The organism is Edwardsiella anguillarum ET080813, assembly GCF_000264765.2.
Classification (GTDB): domain Bacteria; phylum Pseudomonadota; class Gammaproteobacteria; order Enterobacterales; family Enterobacteriaceae; genus Edwardsiella; species Edwardsiella anguillarum.
The window spans coordinates 431,193-446,944 of sequence record NZ_CP006664.1 but is presented as its reverse complement, the minus strand read 5'-3'; the positions used below and the strand labels follow the sequence as shown (position 1 = coordinate 446,944).

The window sequence follows — 15,752 nt, the reverse complement described above, 5'->3', positions numbered from 1 at the left end:
CCTGGGCCGAAGCGCGGGGCTCTGCGGGGGTGCGGAGAGAAAAAATCAGTTGATCTTGACAATGCCGCCCTTGATGGAGGTCATCACGGAAGAGGAGACCTCCGCCTCAGCCGAACTGCTCAGGCTGGCCGACTGGGTGCCCGTTATCGCGACGCTGAGGCCGGATAGCGCAATGGACTGTTTCCCCTTCACGGTGACATTCATGCCCTCTAGGAGTACGCCGCCGCTGTCGATGACGATACGGTTGCTGCCCACGCTCAGGGTTATCGAGGTGCCGGCCTCCAGATGGAGGCTTCCCGCCGATACCCTGGTGGCGTGATCCCCCTTGTCCACCTGTAGCGTACTGTTGCCTGACTTCACCTCCGTGCGGGTGTCGCCCTCGATCACCCGGGTATGCTTGCCCTTGGTGATGCTCTGCAGGTAGTTCCCCTCGGAGACCGTTTCGGTGCAGTCATTCTTGATGGTCACCCTCCGGTCGTGCTCGACCGTCAGCTCGTCATCGTGTTTCACCAGACGGCGAAAATCCCGCTCCGAGCGTATGAACACCTCCTCCGCGCCCATCTTGTCCTCGAAGCGCAGCAGGCTGAAGTGCTCCGGATTGCCATTGGGCGTGCTGCGGGTCTGAATGCCGCTCTGGGTCTTATTGTCAGGCAGCTTGAAGGGGGGCGTCTGGTGGGCGTTATAGACCCGACCGGTGATCAGGGGGGCGTCCGGATTGCCATCGACAAAATCCACGATCACCTCCTGACCTACCCGGGGCAGCTGCATCCCGCCCCAGCCCAGCCCGGCCCAGCCTTGTGCCACCCGGATCCAGCAGGAGCTTTTATCATCCTGTGTGCCCAGGCGATCCCAGTGAAAATGGACCTTAACCCGGCCATGCCGATCGGTATGGATCTCCTCGCCCTGCGGGCCGGTGACCACGGCCGTCTGTACGCCATGGATCACCGGGCGGGGCGTTGGGCTCAGGGGCCGGTAAGGCAGGGATTTGGGCAGGCAGATAAAGTGGTTCTGGTAGTTCACCTCTTGGTCCTGCCACGGCAGGTTGTTGACGATCTCGTGCCGTACGCTTAACAGCAGATAGTCACCGTTACAGTCTTTGCGGAGATGTTTTTGCAGGCTGAAGCCATAGCCCGGGGCCAGCGTGCGGCAGCGCCCGCCGCCCTCTATCCGGGCCTGCATGGCCTCTAGCCCCTCCATCTTCAGCTTGGCGCGCCGTTCTCCCTCGCGGGTCTGCGTATAGCCATCGGTAAAATCATAGACCGCCACGTCACTCAGTTTGCCCTGCTTGGCCACCGAGGCGCTGGAAGTCAGCAAGCTGGCGGTCGGCTGTTCAAAGGTATAGGCGTTCAGGAGGACGTTGGCCGGCACGACCGCGAGGGAGGGCATCCACCACTGGATATCATCGCCGGACTCGCTCATATGCTTTGGTCGGTAGACGATGTCTGAGCGCACCTTGCAGGGCTGGACCGCGGCATTGCCATCGGCCAGTACCATCACATGGCGGCTTTCGCTGTGATCGAACCAGTAGAAAATGCCCTCCTCCGCCATCAGCCGGCTAATGAAGTCGAGGTCCGATTCGCGATACTGTACGCAGTATTCCCGAGGGGCGTAGCGCTGCGACAGGGCGAGGCGAAAATCGCTGATGCCCCGCGCCTTGAGCACCGCCTCAATAATCTGCGGCACCGTCTTCTCCTGGAAGATCTGACACTCCCGGGCGTGCTGCAGCCAGGCCAGGCGCGGCACCAGCTCGGCATAATAGGCGAATCCGTGTTGCTCGGCGCCCCGGTATGAGGCCCGGCCGATCACGCCATGCCAGTAGCGAGTCTGGCCATCCGGCAAGGCCAGCCGCAGCGCGGCGGCCTGCCCGACCAGCTTTTGCCACTCCAGCGCAGGGTCCGTGGAGAACAGCTCCAGCTCGAAGCGGTAGAGGTCGGAGATCGCCTCTTCGCCCCGGCACTGCACCACCTGTAAGGCATCCTTGCCCAGCGGGGTGGACAAGGACAACAGCCGGCTATCCGACGTTAATCCCATCAGTCACTCCCCTCTAGCGATCCCGTCAGCCGGCCGTGCTCATCCATCGAGACGGTGATATCGGACACCGGCTCACCGGCGGCCATCCGCGCCAGCACCGCGTCCGCCATACCGGACAGCAGCTGGGCCGACAGAATGTTATCGATCAGGCGGGCGCCGCTGTCCGGCTGGGTACAGCGCTCGGCGATGCCGTCCACCAGGGCTTCGTCGTAATGGAAGGTGGCCTGATGATTGCGCTGGAAGCGGCGGGCAATCTTATCCAGCTTGAGACGGGTAATCTGTTTCAGCACCGCGCCCCGCACCGGGTAGTAGGGCACCACCTGCAGGCGTCCGAGAAAGGCCGGCTTGAAGGCCTGGGTCAGCTCGTCCCGCAGCGCCTCGCACAGCTGCTCCGGCTCGGGCGGCGTCATGCCGTCCTGACAGTAGGCCATCAGGGTGTCGCTGCCGACGTTGGAGGTCAGCAGTATGACGGTGTTGCGGAAGTTGATCTCCCGCCCCTCGGCATCGTCCATGATCCCCTTGTCAAACACCTGGAAGAACAGTTCCAGGACATCCGGATGGGCTTTCTCCACCTCGTCCAGCAGCACCACGCTGTAGGGTTTGCGGCGTACCGCCTCCGTCAGCACGCCGCCCTCGCCGTAGCCGACGTAGCCCGGCGGCGAGCCCCGCAGCGTCGAAACGGTATGGGCCTCCTGAAACTCCGACAGGTTGATGGTGATCAGGTTGCGCTCGCCGCCATACAGGGTTTCGGCCAGCGCCAGCGCGGTCTCGGTCTTTCCCACGCCGCTGGAACCGACCAGCAGAAACACGCCGATGGGCTTGTTGGGATCCTCCAGTCCCGCGCGGGACAGGCGAATACCCCGGGCGATGGTCTCCAGGGCATAGGGCTGTCCGATGACCCGCTCGGCCAGCCGCGTCTGTAGCTGGCGGACCATCTCCAGCTCATCCTGTACCATCTTGCCCAGCGGAATCCCCGTCCATGCCGAGATCACCGCCGCAATGGCGGACTCATCCACACAGGTCTGCACCAGCGGCTCCCGGCCCTGCATTTGCTCAAGCGCCAAAACGGCCTGCTCCAGTCGGGCCAGCACCTCAGCGCGCTCCGGGCCATCTTCCTGCTCCAGCTGCGCTTGTAGCGCCTGAATGTCTGCGACCCGCTCGCACTCCTCTATCCAGCGCTGCTCCAGGGTCTGATAGTGCTCTCGGGCGACCCGGGCCTGCTCCTGCAGCGTCGCCAGACGGCTGCCGTGATCGAGGCCGCCGGCCTGCTCCTGCTCCAGCAGCGCGATCTCGGTCTGGAGATGCTCCAGATGCCGGCATGCGTCCTCGACGGGGGCCGGCAGGGTACGCTGCCCGAGCGCAATGCGGGCGCAGGCGGTATCCAGCACGCTGACCGCCTTATCCGGCAGCTGTCGGCCGGTTAAATAACGGTGTGACAGCCTGACGGCGGCCGTCACTGCCTCATCCAGAATCCGCACCCGGTGGTGCTGGCGCATTTTGGTCAGCATGCCGCGCAGCATCACCATGGCGATCTCCTCGCTGGGCTCCTCCACCTTGATGGCCTGGAAGCGCCGCGCCAGGGCGGGATCTTTCTCGAAATATTTTTTGTATTCGCTCCAGGTGGTGGCGGCAATGGTGCGCAGCTCTCCCCGGGCCAGCGCCGGCTTCAGCAGGTTGGCGGCATCATTCTGGCCAGCCGCGCCTCCCGCGCCGATCAGCGTATGGGCCTCATCGATGAACAGGATGACCGGCTCGCTGCAGGCATTCACCTCGTCGATGACCGCCTTGAGGCGCCGCTCAAACTCGCCCTTGACGCTGGCACCCGCCTGCAGCAGGCCCAGATCCAGCATCCGCAGGGCAACGCCGCGCAGGCTATCCGGCACCTCTCCGGCCGCAATGCGCAGGGCCAGCCCCTCGACCACGGCGGTTTTTCCTACGCCGGCCTCACCGGTAAGAATCGGGTTGTTCTGCCGGCGGCGCAGTAAGATATCGATCATCTGCCGAATCTCGCCGTCGCGCCCGAGAACCGGGTCCAGCTGATGCTGGCGGGCTCGCTCGGTCAGGTTTACCGTGTATTGATCCAGGGCGGGTGAGGGGGGGGCGCCCGGCGCGCTCCGCGCCGTCGCCTCTTTGCTGCCCGCGGCCAGCGCGGGCCACTGGTGCAGCAGATCTGCCGCTGACCACGCCGCCCACTCTGGCGACAGCGCCCTGGCGAGCTGCTGCAGCACCGGGTCATCCAGCAGGGCCATGACCAGATGGCCGCTGCGGATCTGGCTCTCGCCACAGTTGACGGAGGCCATCAGCCAGGCATCAGACAGCAGCCGCGGCAGGTGGGGGGAAAGCACCGGCTGCCGGCTACATCCGCCCTTCAGACGATCCAGCGCCCGCTCCACGTCCCGCTGAAAACGGCCGGCGTCGACCCCATAGTGCTGCAGCAGGCGCGCCAGGTCCGTGTTGTCCGTCTCCAGCAGCTTGAGCAGCACGTGCTCGATCTCGACCTCGTGATGGCCCCGCGACAGGCACAGGCCCGCCGCTGCCTCCAGCGCCTGATGGCAGGTCTGGTTCATTTTCCCCGTCAAGGCTTTCAAATCTGTATTCACTGAACCCTCTCCCCGAAAAACGGGCTTTCCCGTTAATGAATGTCAGTCACTTCGCCCGGCCGCCCTCTTTCCGCCTGAAGAGGCGCTGGCCGCCGGGCATCTGGTCAGCACGCCCGGCTTATCGCGCGTGTTGACGCTCCCCTGACGCCTGTAATACCACTTCGTCGGCATCGCCTAGCCTGGCGGGGCGGCCGCCCAGCCAGCCAATCCATCCGGGGCGGGCCGCCCCGGCCTGGCCATCGCCCAGCGTGCAGGGCGGTACCTCGCTGGCGGCCAGCACCAGCTGAATATCGAATGTTACGGCGATCTCAATGGCGAAACGGACCAACCGGGTCAGCGCCCGAAAGTCCTTGCCCCCCGGCAAAAACGCCTGAAACTGCGTATAGCGCAGGGGGCCGAGGCGGATCCTAAACTGGCTTTGGGCATCCCATACCTGCCGCCCCAGCACCGGCCACTCGCCCAGGGTGCAGTTTTGGCGCCCCAGGGAGAGGCGATCCGCCTCATCCAGCTTCAGCCATCGCCCCTGAAAGGGCAGGATCTCGACCGGTACGGAAAAATAGTCTGTCAGCAGCGTGCGCAGCCCCTCCTCGCTGAGCGAGCGTGCGCCGAACCGGCCGGCGTAATAGGCAAAGACATCGTCATTGACGCCGTCTTTTTTCAGCCGGTTCTGCAGTCCCGGCGTGCCCAGACCGGCCAGGGAGAGCAGCATCTGACGCCAGTCGGCCTGCAGGCCGCACTCCAGATCGGCCGTCGCCTGATGCTTGCGCCATGCCTGGTAAAACAGGGTGATCAGACGGTGATTGAGCAGATCAAAAAAGTGGTGGGCGGTCTGATCCCGATGCTGCAGGCGACGCTCCAGCAGCATCTCGGTATACCGCGTCGGCAGTGCCCCGGAGGGGCCGGTCAGCCCCATGAAGTTGATGGTCATGACCTGCGGCTGGTCTGTCGCAGGGGGCTGCAGCGCATAGATACTGCTGGCCGGGGTGGCCAGGGAGAGATGGGTACGGAAGCGCAGCGGCAGCTCCTGGCAGCCACACTTTAGCTGCTGCAGCTCCAGTATCCTGACGGCCTGAAAAAAATCGAACTCGTAGGGCCGGGCATACAGCTGCTCCAGCACGGACTGTGGGGTCAGGGCGTCGCTCATGACAGCACCGCCTTGCCCGCCCGCGGCGGCCAGCGCTTGAGCGCCTGCTCCCGCTGCCGGGTGCGGACGTGCAGGCGGGTGAAGCTGTTGATGGCGCCATACTGGCTGACGAATCGCTCCACCACGGCGCTGAACAGATACACCCCGGAGCCCTCAAACTGGCTCTCGTCCAGCACCAGGGTGATTTCGATGCCCCGCACCACCGCCGCCTGATTCCGGCTGCACAGGCGCGCCGTCGCCGGCTGGCTATTGATACTGACAATGCCGGCAATCTGCTGACGCAGGGCGGGGGAGTCGCTGAAGTTATACAGCCCGAGCAGCTCCCTGAACGCCTCGGTCGCCTCCTCGTTCTCACCGGTGATGGAGAGCAGGTTCAGGTTCAGGTGAGAGATCAGCCGCCACATGGCGGCCCTGCCGTGGGCCGGACGCAGGGTGGGCGTCGGCTTGCGCAGGCAGTGGATCCGGGTGACGGGAGAGCCACCGTCCACCTCGAAGTCCCCCTGGACACCGCCGAAGGGCAGCAGGGATGGAAACTCACGGTTGGTGCAGGTTACATCGATGCTCAGGGTTTCCGTCGATGACTGGTTGGGGTCAAAATCCAAATCCACCAGGGATAAGTAGACATCCTGCCCCGGGTCATCTCCGTGCAGCCCGCCGCGGCGGTTTTCCATCCAGAACACCCGCTGCGGCTCACTGTCGTTGGCGTGATGCAGGCCGAACAGGGGGCGGTAGCACTTCGTCTTTTCCTGCCCGCCATTCTCGACCAGCTTGCTGACGGCATCGACCGAATAGACCTCCATGCCCCAGGGGCGGCGGACGTCGGGAATAATCGGGTACTCGGTTTTACGGTGGGTTATCTGCAACGGCTCTGCCCGCTGCCGGAACAGGTTGACCACCGGAGTGCATCCCAGCCGGAACGTGGAGGCGTCGATGGTATCGGTCAGTTTGGCCAGGCGTCCCTCCCGCTCGAACGCCGACAGATGGATCAACAGATCGATCTCCTGGCAGGCCTCCGGTAGCGGGGTGGCCTGCAGCAGCCCGGTTATATCAAAAAACAGGAACTTGTCGGGAAAGACAAAGTATTCATGCAGTAGGCGGTAGGCCTGGGACGAGCGGGCATCGTAGTCAAACAGGCTCTCATCCTCGTCGAATCCTACCGGTGAGATGATGCCGGCAGGCAGGGTCCACTCCGACGCTCCGGCGCGCAGGACCACCTTGGTGACATTGTTGAACAGCAGCTCATACAGGGTGTGCACCACGGCCGGCTCCCCCTGGAGAAAGAAGCGCAGTTTATCCATCCCCAGGGTATTCAGATGATGCCCCGGATGGGTCTGCAGCCGGATACAGATCAGACCGGCGCTTCCCTGCTGCTGCACTGACAGGCTGGTTTGCCGCGCGGGGGCGAAGCAGGCATGGATGACCGATACGGGCCAAATCTCCACCGGGTAGGCGGTGCGAAACCGGCATGCCATGCCATCCACCTGGCGGGACAGCAGGTTGGTATGCCGCGGCAGGCGCAGCGGGCCTGACAGGTTAGTCTGCGCCGGATCGACCGAAAACTGGACCAGGGAGAGGGAGGGGATCGGGCGCAGGTAGTGGGGATATAGGATCCCCAGCAGCGCATTGGTAATTTCGGGAAACTGCTCATCAATCTTGTGATGCACCCGGGCGCAGAGAAATGCCACGGCCTCGATCAGCCGCTCGACGTGCGGATCTTCCGATACCCCCTCCTCCAGCAGAAGGCGGCCGGCCACCTTGGGATACTGGGAGGCGAACTCGCGTCCCAGCTGGCGCAGGAACGCCAGCTCCCGGTTATAGTAGGGCAATAGCTCGACCATGCGTCACCTGTCAATTCGATACAGCTGCGTTGAAACATCCAAAACGGCATCAAACATCACCGGCTCCGGCGTGGGATCCACCTCCAGTAATGCCTCGATCCTGAATATCAGCTGACTGATGCCGGTTTTCTCATCCAGATAGATTTGCACCCGGACCTGGCTCAGCCGGGGCTCAAACAGATCGATGGCCCGCTCGATATGCTGGCGGATCCACTCCCGATCCTCGGCGTTGGCGGCACTCAGATTTGAACAGTCCGGCAGGCCATAATTCAGGGGCGACTTTTCCAGCTCGGGCCACTGAACGGTATCCAGCGACAGCGCGGATCGCGTATTCAGCACATCCTCCACATCCCGTCTGACGGCACTGTGAAAGTGGGCCAGGTCATACCGGCGCTCTGATGTCCGTTCGGTTCCCTCCTGCGGGAAATCATCGAACAGACGATCTAGCACGGAGGGGCGGAGGATATGATGAAGGATCATGGCTTAACTCACGGGATTGTCTTTTTTAGGCTGTCGACGCCGTCGGTCGACAGCATGATCGCCAGCGTTTTCAGATAGCCGTCTTTGGTTCCGTGCTCTCCCATCAGCAGCGCAATGGTGGCGATGGCGGTCGGGCAGCCCGGCGTGGTGACCTGAAAGCCGGGCATACAGGGTTTTCCGTTCAGCGGCGCCGCGCCGGGGGTTCCTTGCATCTGGATTCCCCGGCTTCTGGCCGCCTGAATCATCTGTAAACACATCTGGTGCTTGTGGGAGGCTGTGCCCTGCCTGCGGTGGTGCAGCTTGCGTATTCCGATCGCCATCAGCGGGAGTAGTCCCACCATGATAAAGCCGGCGGCAAAGGCTGTCGCTTTGGCCATATTGCTTTGATCATAGCGTTCGATAATAAACTTGAGCCGTCCATCGCACTGGCCGCAGGTGCAGGGATACAAACGCTGGCGCAGATCCCACAGCGTGCCATACACATTCATGGTCGACGCCACGCCGGCCGAGGTTAGGGCCAGGCTCAGTATGACCCCGACCGGGGTGGCGGCGGCCGACAGCGCGGCGCCGACGCCGCCGCCCACGGCATGGCCGACGGTGCTCAGTAACGCGTTACCGCCGACGGAGACACTTCCCTGCGTGGCTGCGATGATCTGATTGGTCAGCGCGATATAGGGGGAGACCCCCTCCGCCATCTTGTTCACCGCCGTCAGCGCCGTTTTGGCCGGCTTGGGCAATGGGTTTCCTAAGATATTGTCAGCGGTATTGATCAGGTTCGCGGTACCCAGCACATTGGATACCGTTGAGGTTGAAAAGGTGGCGATGCCTCGCGCATCCGTTGGTAACGGCCCCGATGCCCTCTGGATATAGCCGTACAGCGCAGCAGCCTGATTGGCGCTGGAGGTCAGGGTTCCGATGTGGCCGATGACCTGCGGGACGCTGATACTATGTCCCCCCGCATCAGCAGGATGGCTGTCGATAGGCCACTGCGGCGGGCGCAGCAGTGAGGTGGCTTTTTGATTCATCGCATCATCTTGGTACGCCTTTAGCTTCTTCAGCAGCGCACCAAAGGATTCTGAGTCGAACTTCAGCTCATGCGTGATGACAACGTCCGCCATACGGAGTATGTCGGTAGGCAGCACTGCCGCACTGTAAAACCCGGCTTGCCGCTTTGGCTTTGGCCCCAGCTGTTGCCACAGCTCGTCATCAGTGAGATCGTCAATATTCATCACATGCTCCTACCGATGTAGCCTATCTGCATATAAAGCAGAAGGGATATCGCCTATCCGTATCCAGCGGGGGACAGCGCAGAGTGAAGTCCGTCGGACGCCCACCGCACTGCGCCCCGCTGTGAGTGTCTTACTTTTTCTTGTTGGTAATCAGGCTCCAGCCCTCAGGGCCGATTTTGCCGCCCGCCTTGCCGCTCTGATCCTGGGGAATATATTCCCAGGTCACTTCTTTATAGGCGAAATCAATGGTTTCCTGCGGACGGTCGCTGCCGCCCGTGGCCCCGGAGCATTGATAGCTGGAGACGGCGACATGCGTAAATTTGTAGATGCAGAAGGCGAACTTATCGCCCGCCTGGGTACAAATCTCCAGCTCCAGCGTGGGAAAGTTCTGCCCCTGAACGGCGGCGGAGGCCAGTTTGACGCTGGCGCTGTCCATCCATTTGGTGACTCGGAGGACCGACATCATGGCCTTACCGGTATTCAGCCCCTGGGTGCCGCTCTCCATCGTGCACTCGTTGCCGGCTCCCCAGGCAAAGCCCAGCACTTCAATCCATTTTTTGTGCTTATCATCGGTGGATTCTCCATCAACCTTATCCAGTTTGATATATGTATCAAAAGCCATAGCGGACCTCTCTTGTGACAAGATAAACTGCGTTTTGGATATACGTGGTAAATAAGCTCGGCCAAATAGTTAGCCTTGCGCCGGCGGTGGCAGATCGGCGACTAGACGTAAAGACGCGGTCAGCCCCTCCAGTTGGAAATGGGGTTTTAAATAGGCTACCGCCTTATAGAACCCCGGTTTGCCTGGAATATCACTGACATCAATACGGGCTTCCCGTAATGGATATTTCGCCTTGATATCCTGGCCGGCATCATCCGAGCCGACCACATAATTACTGATCCACTGATTGAGAAAATATTCACATTCACTACGGCTCATAAAGCTGCCGATTTTGTCGCGGACCATCGATTTTAAGTAATGGGCGAAGCGTGAGGTGGCCATAATATATTGCAGCTGGCAGGAGATCCTGGCGTTGGCATTGGCCGAGTCACTGTCATATTCCTTGGGCTTTTGCACCGACTGGGTCGAAAAGAAGGCGGCATAGTCGGTACCCTTACAGTGGGTCAGGGCGATAAATCCCAGCTCGGCCAGCTCCTTTTCCCGGCGATCGGTAATGGCCACCTCGGTGGGGCACTTGAGTTCGACTTCGCCATCATCGGTGGTAAAGGTGTGCGCCGGCAGTCCCTCCACCAGGCCGCCCCCTTCGGCTCCCCGGATGGCGGCGCACCAGCCATATTTGGCATAGGCCTGGGTCAGGCGGGTGCCCAGCGCATAGGCGGCGTTCAGCCACAGATACTTGCCATGCTCCTTGCCGTTGACATCCTCCTCAAAGTTGAATGCCTCTACCGGCACCGTCGTGGCGCCGTAAGGCAGCCGCCCAAGCACATGGGGCAGGGCCAGGGCGATATAGCGGGCATCCTCCGACTGACGCAGCGACTTCCACTTGGCATACTCAACCGTATCAAAGCCCTTGGCCAGATCCCTGGGGATCGACAGCTCGGTCAGGCTATCCAGACCGAACATTCCGGCGCTGGCGGCAGAGAGGAAGGGGGCATGGGCCGCCGCCGCAACGTGTGAGATCTCCTCCAGCAGAAACAGATCCTCCGGGTGGTTGCTGAACTCGTAATCCCCGATCATGGCCGCAAAGGGGGCGCCGCCAAAGGTACCGTACTCCTCCTCATAGACTTTCTTGAACAGCGCGCTTTGATCAAATTCGGCGGCGCTCTTAAAGTCGCGGATCAGATCTTTGCGGCTGACGTTCAGCATGCGGATCTTCAGGCCGGTACCGGTCTCGCTTTGATGTACCAGGTAATGCAGTCCTCGCCATGACCCTTCCAGCCTTTGGAAATCCGGCTCATGCATAATGGCGGACAGCTGGGTGGAAAGCAGCGCATCGATCTGGGCAATACGCGCCTCAATGCTGGCCAGCACATCCCCGGACACCGTCACCGTTCCCGACAGAACCTCACTAACCCATTCACCCAGCAGATCCCGGGCCCGCGCCTTCTCCAGGTCACTACGCGCCATCCGGGTTTCCGTGATGATGCTATCCAGCAGGCCGCCCTCTAACGCCGCGCTCTCGGCGGCGTTGTTCTCTGGCAAGTTCTGTTCGCTCATGGCTGCTTCTCCTCGCCAAAACCGGTCTCTTTGCCCAGACTCTGCAGCTTTTCGGTATCCTCGATGATGCCCTGCAATACCTCTCCCAGGCGCTCATTGCTGTACATCTTGTTTTTCAGGTCAGAGAGGCGGCTGCGGATATCCATCAGCTTACGCAGCGGTTCGACCTGCGCCGCGACCCGCTCAGGGGTGAAGTCCGCCATGCTCTGAAAATGCAGATCCACCGACAGCTGGCTGCCGTCTCCGCTCAGGGTATTTTCGGTGCGGAATGACAGGTGGGGATGCACCCCTTTGATGACATCGTTGAAGTTGTCGCGATCAATCGAAACGAATTTGCGCTCTTTCAGCTTGGGAAGCGGGGTTGCCGGCTGTCCTGAATAGTCACCGAGCACCCCCATGACAAATGGCAGCTCCTTCATTTCCTGCGCATCGCCAATCTCCACATCGTAGGTAATCTGCACTCTTGGCGAGCGAACTCGATCCAAAGTATGCTGCTTGCTTTCACTTGCCATGAAGTCATCTCCGTAACATTTCTTACAACACTGCGTAACGTTATGGATAGCGATTGTAGGTGAATGAATTAGCCAATCTTTGTAAAAAATACATATTCATTCCAATCTCGACTATCCGATTATTCCCCGGGCTCGATGCTTTCCATCGGGTATTAACGGCGCCGGCGGCAGGCCGTTAATACTCGGGATAAGGGGCTCTGTTCGGGGATAATTCCCTTGAAAGGAGGATGGGTTTTGACGTAATAAGCGCTATTTCAATATTGAAAATTGGTGGCTACTGATATGCCCGACCGTCAGGTTTGGAATATAGAACTGTGTGGCCCCGCCGGGGAGCATTGAGCTCCGGCCTTTTTGTTCCAGCGTGATATTTCGTCTAGAGGTCATACCATTATCAATGCGCGACATGCCCTTAAATCCACCGAACCAGGCATAGACGGGAACCTTGAGGGTTATCTCAAGTAAGTATTCGAGAGAGCTCCAGTTTTCTTTGATCACGGAGGTGAGTCGTCCCCATTCCCTCATTGATACCCCGTTTTGCTTAGCGATCAGCATACGCTGGCGCAGACCGCCATCGTACCGGAATGGCTGGACCGGGCTCCACCAGGGAGATAGCGGGCTATCGTCAGTGATCGGGGACCTTGCCAATGAATTAAATCCATTGAATTTGTATAAGGCTGTCCCCGCCGGGAGCAGCTCTTTCGTCGGCTGCCCATAGGCTATGTTAAATGCATCGCTGACGTAGGTTTTTGCCTTTTGATCTGTACAAATGCTTCCAACACCGGACCATTCCAGCTCGGAATTCAAAGTCAACATAACGCGCCATCCTTTTTTCAGTAGCATTGAGCTCGTTATTGTAGGCGGGTGAAATATCTAATCTTTGCAAAAAAAACCGATTCATTTGTCTATGGCCAATCCGCGTTATTCGGTTATATCCAGCGTTCCGTATGTATCATCTGCTGTTTGTTTACTTATCGATCATCGAGTTATCTATAAGTCACGTGAATAAAAGCTAATGATATTTCGTCTGGCGTTAGAAAATAGAAGGATGGTTGAGTCGGCGTTTATTCTGGATGTGCGATGACATAGCGAGAGGACCATTATGTAGACAATGGGGCAGGCTGCTCAGCATGGGAGATAAAATATGATAAATCGTCCGGTTTCTGGGTGGATACAATTGCCCTTATTCGCCTTATCCCTACTGCTTTCCGGATGTCAGATGGAAGGAGGGCGCGGCGTCTCATCGCCTCCCGCAACGGCGCACGGAAGCGTCATCGATCCGACCAAATCGCGCTTTCCTCTGCAGAATTATCCGCAGTCTGTCGACCGCTGGATTCAGCCTGAAAGCAAGGACTATACGGTTGCGCTAATGGATGTGTCAGCGCAACATCGCCATTTTACCCAATTAAAATCATCCTATTTTGGCATTAATCCTCAGGATAAATCCCCGTGGAATGCGGAATATATCAGCGCCCTGCTGCAGGGCGAGGCGAGAGAGAACCGCGAGCGCATTATTCACCAGTTTCTCCTCCCCGAGAGCCGCTCTTGGGGCAGTAACTTTCGCCTGAATCCGCCTGAGTGGAAAGCGCAGTTAATGCAGAACAGCGCATCCACAATCGATAGCGTTTTTCACCCGGGGCAGCGGGGGATTACGCTAAGAGAGACGGCGGTCAGGGCACTGCCGACCGCGGAGCCGGCCTACGGCGATCCGCACCTGGCCGGGCAGGGATATCCCTTCGACGATCTGCAGATGTCGTCGATTCGGCCGGGCACGCCTGTCTACGTATTAACGCTGAGCCGGGACACCGGCTGGAAATATGTTGTCTCTCCCACGGTGATGGGCTGGGTCAAAAGCGATGACGTGGCCGCGGCGGATAGTCGGTTTATCGCCGAGTGGCGGAGGCTGGCGCAGAAAAATCTGGGGGCATTTATTCAGGCCCCGGTCTCGGTGCACGACGGTAAGCGGTTTTATTTTATCGCCCGCCCCGGCACGATACTGCCGTTTGGCGCGGCGTGGCCGGGGTATTACCGAACGGCGGTTCCGACGCTCGGCGCGGACGGTAAGGCGCGCCTCCGCTGGGTGACGCTGAGCGCCAGCGCCTTTACCGCCATGCCGTGGCGCATGACGCCGCAGAATATGGCAACGCTGATGAAAACCATGGGCGGAAAGCCCTACGGCTGGGGAAATTACCAATTTTACAATGATTGCTCATCGGAGATCCGTAGCCTGATGCTGCCGTTCGGCATCTTTTTGCCGCGCAACTCCGCCGCACAGATTCAGGCGGTGTCCAGAACCGTCGATCTCTCTCCGTATAGCCTCCGTTCCCGCCTGGATTACCTGACCACGCATGGCCGGCCATTCACGACGCTGGTCTACATTCAGGGGCATATCATGCTGTATATCGGCAATTCGCTCGTTCATGGGCAGGCGGTGCCAATGACCTACCAAAATATCTGGGGATTGAGTCCGTCGGATCGCCAGCGGCGCAGCATCATTGGCGGCGCGGTATTTTTCCCCCTGCTGCCGGTCTATCCAGAGGATCCCTCGCTGGCTTCGCTGGCCGGTAAGCAGCTCTTCAAGCTTGGCTTTATTGAATAGTCCTGCCCGCTCTGCCCGGTTGCCCTTCGCCGTGGGCGCGCCGGGCTCTGCGGCTGTTTGGCAGTCACGGGTGGGCACGCGGGCCGCGTCGGAAGATGGTGAGGCGCCCCATCGCCCGCGCTGCCCGCTCCCCATCGCCGGGTATCGCATCGGTGGCATGATAAAAGTCAGTTACCGCAGCGAGATTGTTTGTCATGATAGCGGCCTATTTAGTGGTCTCAATCACATACTGATGCATACGTTTTTTGTATCCGATGCTGTCGATGTGATATGGGGCGTATACAACACGATGGGACGGTTCAGACAAGGATCATGGAGACGCTATTGCTTTCTCCCGAGCTGCTCGGGGTTTTATTTTGCGTGGCGCTGTTCGCCGGCTTTATCGATGCCATTGCCGGCGGCGGCGGACTGTTGACGGTGCCGGCGCTGCTGGCCGTCGGGCTGCCGCCCGCCCAGGCGTTGGCCACCAACAAGCTGCAGTCGGTGGGGGGATCGTTTTCGTCCAGCCTCTACTTTATTCGTCGCCGGGTGGTCAACCTTGCCGAGCAAAAGTGGGTCATTCTGCTGACGTTTTTGGCCGCCGCGGCCGGCGCGCTGCTGGTGCAGCGCCTGCAGGCGGAGATATTACGCCAGCTGCTGCCGTTTTTGGTGATCGGGGTCGGGCTCTACTTTTTGCTGACGCCGTCGCTGGGGGCGACGGAGGGGGTGCGGCGCGTCGGTATGCCGCTGTTTGCCGTGCTGGGCGGCGCCAGCGTCGGTTTTTATGACGGCTTTTTCGGCCCCGGCGCCGGCTCGTTTTATGCGCTGGGCTATGTCATGCTGCTGGGGCTGTCGCTTCCCCAGGCGACGGCGCATGCCAAGGTGCTCAACTTTACCTCTAACGCGGCGTCCCTGCTGCTGTTTATCATCGGGGGAAACGTCGTGTGGAGCGTGGGGCTGTGCATGCTGGTCGGACAGGCGATCGGCGCCCGCGTCGGCGCTCGGATGGTGCTAACCCGCGGGCAGCAGCTGATCCGGCCGATGATCGTTGTGATGTCGCTGATCATGAGCATTAAGCTGCTGTATGACAACCACGGCAGCGATATCCTGTCCTGGGTGCAGCGCTGGCTGTAGCGCGGCTGATGCAAGGCGGCGGCGCCTGTG

The 15,752-nt window shown here is 60.3% G+C and carries 12 protein-coding genes; 2 read left to right on the top strand and 10 right to left on the bottom strand.

What is annotated here, in order from left to right:
- Nucleotides 1-45: 45 nt before the first annotated feature.
- From ETEE_RS02005 to ETEE_RS21690, 10 genes are all read right to left on the bottom strand, one after another.
- Nucleotides 46-2,031 carry a type VI secretion system Vgr family protein gene (locus tag ETEE_RS02005; protein ID WP_034162673.1) on the bottom strand — a complete coding sequence of 662 codons (1,986 nt, stop codon included), beginning with the start codon at nucleotides 2,029-2,031 and terminating at the stop codon, nucleotides 46-48.
- The gene (tssH, locus tag ETEE_RS02000; RefSeq protein ID WP_081926387.1) at nucleotides 2,031-4,631 is read right to left on the bottom strand and encodes a type VI secretion system ATPase TssH; all 2,601 of its coding nucleotides are present in this window, start codon (nucleotides 4,629-4,631) and stop codon (nucleotides 2,031-2,033) included. The genes ETEE_RS02005 and tssH overlap by 1 nt, the downstream gene beginning before the upstream one ends.
- 118 nt (nucleotides 4,632-4,749) lie before the next feature.
- Nucleotides 4,750-5,775 carry a type VI secretion system baseplate subunit TssG gene (gene tssG, locus ETEE_RS01995; RefSeq protein WP_034162671.1) on the bottom strand — a complete coding sequence of 342 codons (1,026 nt, stop codon included), beginning with the start codon at nucleotides 5,773-5,775 and terminating at the stop codon, nucleotides 4,750-4,752.
- Nucleotides 5,772-7,613: a type VI secretion system baseplate subunit TssF gene (gene tssF, locus ETEE_RS01990; RefSeq protein ID WP_034162670.1), complete on the bottom strand. Its 1,842-nt coding sequence runs from the start codon at nucleotides 7,611-7,613 to the stop codon at nucleotides 5,772-5,774. Before tssF ends, tssG begins: the two co-directional genes overlap by 4 nt.
- Nucleotides 7,614-7,616: 3 nt before the next feature.
- Nucleotides 7,617-8,093 (bottom strand): type VI secretion system baseplate subunit TssE, encoded by a 477-nt coding sequence (gene tssE / locus ETEE_RS01985; protein WP_034162669.1) that lies wholly within the window; start codon nucleotides 8,091-8,093, stop codon nucleotides 7,617-7,619.
- An 8-nt stretch (nucleotides 8,094-8,101) separates the two neighbouring features.
- Complete coding sequence (locus ETEE_RS01980; RefSeq protein WP_034162668.1) at nucleotides 8,102-9,322, bottom strand: hypothetical protein; 1,221 nt, start codon at nucleotides 9,320-9,322, stop codon at nucleotides 8,102-8,104.
- A 130-nt stretch (nucleotides 9,323-9,452) separates the two neighbouring features.
- On the bottom strand, nucleotides 9,453-9,944 hold the full coding sequence (locus tag ETEE_RS01975) for an Hcp family type VI secretion system effector (RefSeq protein WP_034162667.1): 492 nt from the start codon (nucleotides 9,942-9,944) through the stop codon (nucleotides 9,453-9,455).
- A gap of 69 nt (nucleotides 9,945-10,013) precedes the next feature.
- Nucleotides 10,014-11,501, bottom strand: coding sequence for a type VI secretion system contractile sheath large subunit (gene tssC, locus ETEE_RS01970; RefSeq protein WP_034162666.1), 1,488 nt, complete (start codon nucleotides 11,499-11,501; stop codon nucleotides 10,014-10,016).
- Nucleotides 11,498-12,013, bottom strand: a complete 516-nt coding sequence (tssB, locus tag ETEE_RS01965; protein ID WP_045424188.1) for a type VI secretion system contractile sheath small subunit — start codon at nucleotides 12,011-12,013, stop codon at nucleotides 11,498-11,500. Before tssB ends, tssC begins: the two co-directional genes overlap by 4 nt.
- Before the next feature lie 249 nt (nucleotides 12,014-12,262).
- The gene (locus tag ETEE_RS21690) at nucleotides 12,263-12,826 is read right to left on the bottom strand and encodes a hypothetical protein (RefSeq protein ID WP_225865102.1); all 564 of its coding nucleotides are present in this window, start codon (nucleotides 12,824-12,826) and stop codon (nucleotides 12,263-12,265) included.
- Nucleotides 12,827-13,229: 403 nt separating this feature from the next.
- On the opposite strand from ETEE_RS21690, the gene ETEE_RS01955 reads away from it, so the two are divergent.
- Both ETEE_RS01955 and ETEE_RS01950 read left to right on the top strand, forming a co-directional pair.
- Nucleotides 13,230-14,609 (top strand): SH3 domain-containing C40 family peptidase, encoded by a 1,380-nt coding sequence (locus tag ETEE_RS01955; protein WP_237753725.1) that lies wholly within the window; start codon nucleotides 13,230-13,232, stop codon nucleotides 14,607-14,609.
- Between the two features lie 312 nt (nucleotides 14,610-14,921).
- The gene (locus tag ETEE_RS01950; RefSeq protein ID WP_034162664.1) at nucleotides 14,922-15,722 is read left to right on the top strand and encodes a TSUP family transporter; all 801 of its coding nucleotides are present in this window, start codon (nucleotides 14,922-14,924) and stop codon (nucleotides 15,720-15,722) included.
- Nucleotides 15,723-15,752 lie beyond the last annotated feature (30 nt).

What these genes read in the sequence shown, in the direction of transcription:
- ETEE_RS02005 (WP_034162673.1), bottom strand. Translation starts at nt 2,031, where the DNA reads ATGGGATTAACGTCGGATAGCCGGCTGTTGTCCTTGTCCACCCCGCTG.
- tssG (WP_034162671.1), bottom strand. Translation starts at nt 5,775, where the DNA reads ATGAGCGACGCCCTGACCCCACAGTCCGTGCTGGAGCAGCTGTATGCC.
- tssF (WP_034162670.1), bottom strand. Translation starts at nt 7,613, where the DNA reads ATGGTCGAGCTATTGCCCTACTATAACCGGGAGCTGGCGTTCCTGCGC.
- tssE (WP_034162669.1), bottom strand. Translation starts at nt 8,093, where the DNA reads ATGATCCTTCATCATATCCTCCGCCCCTCCGTGCTAGATCGTCTGTTC.
- ETEE_RS01980 (WP_034162668.1), bottom strand. Translation starts at nt 9,322, where the DNA reads ATGAATATTGACGATCTCACTGATGACGAGCTGTGGCAACAGCTGGGG.
- ETEE_RS01975 (WP_034162667.1), bottom strand. Translation starts at nt 9,944, where the DNA reads ATGGCTTTTGATACATATATCAAACTGGATAAGGTTGATGGAGAATCC.
- tssC (WP_034162666.1), bottom strand. Translation starts at nt 11,501, where the DNA reads ATGAGCGAACAGAACTTGCCAGAGAACAACGCCGCCGAGAGCGCGGCG.
- tssB (WP_045424188.1), bottom strand. Translation starts at nt 12,013, where the DNA reads ATGGCAAGTGAAAGCAAGCAGCATACTTTGGATCGAGTTCGCTCGCCA.
- ETEE_RS21690 (WP_225865102.1), bottom strand. Translation starts at nt 12,826, where the DNA reads ATGTTGACTTTGAATTCCGAGCTGGAATGGTCCGGTGTTGGAAGCATT.
- ETEE_RS01955 (WP_237753725.1), top strand. Translation starts at nt 13,230, where the DNA reads ATGGAAGGAGGGCGCGGCGTCTCATCGCCTCCCGCAACGGCGCACGGA.
- ETEE_RS01950 (WP_034162664.1), top strand. Translation starts at nt 14,922, where the DNA reads ATGGAGACGCTATTGCTTTCTCCCGAGCTGCTCGGGGTTTTATTTTGC.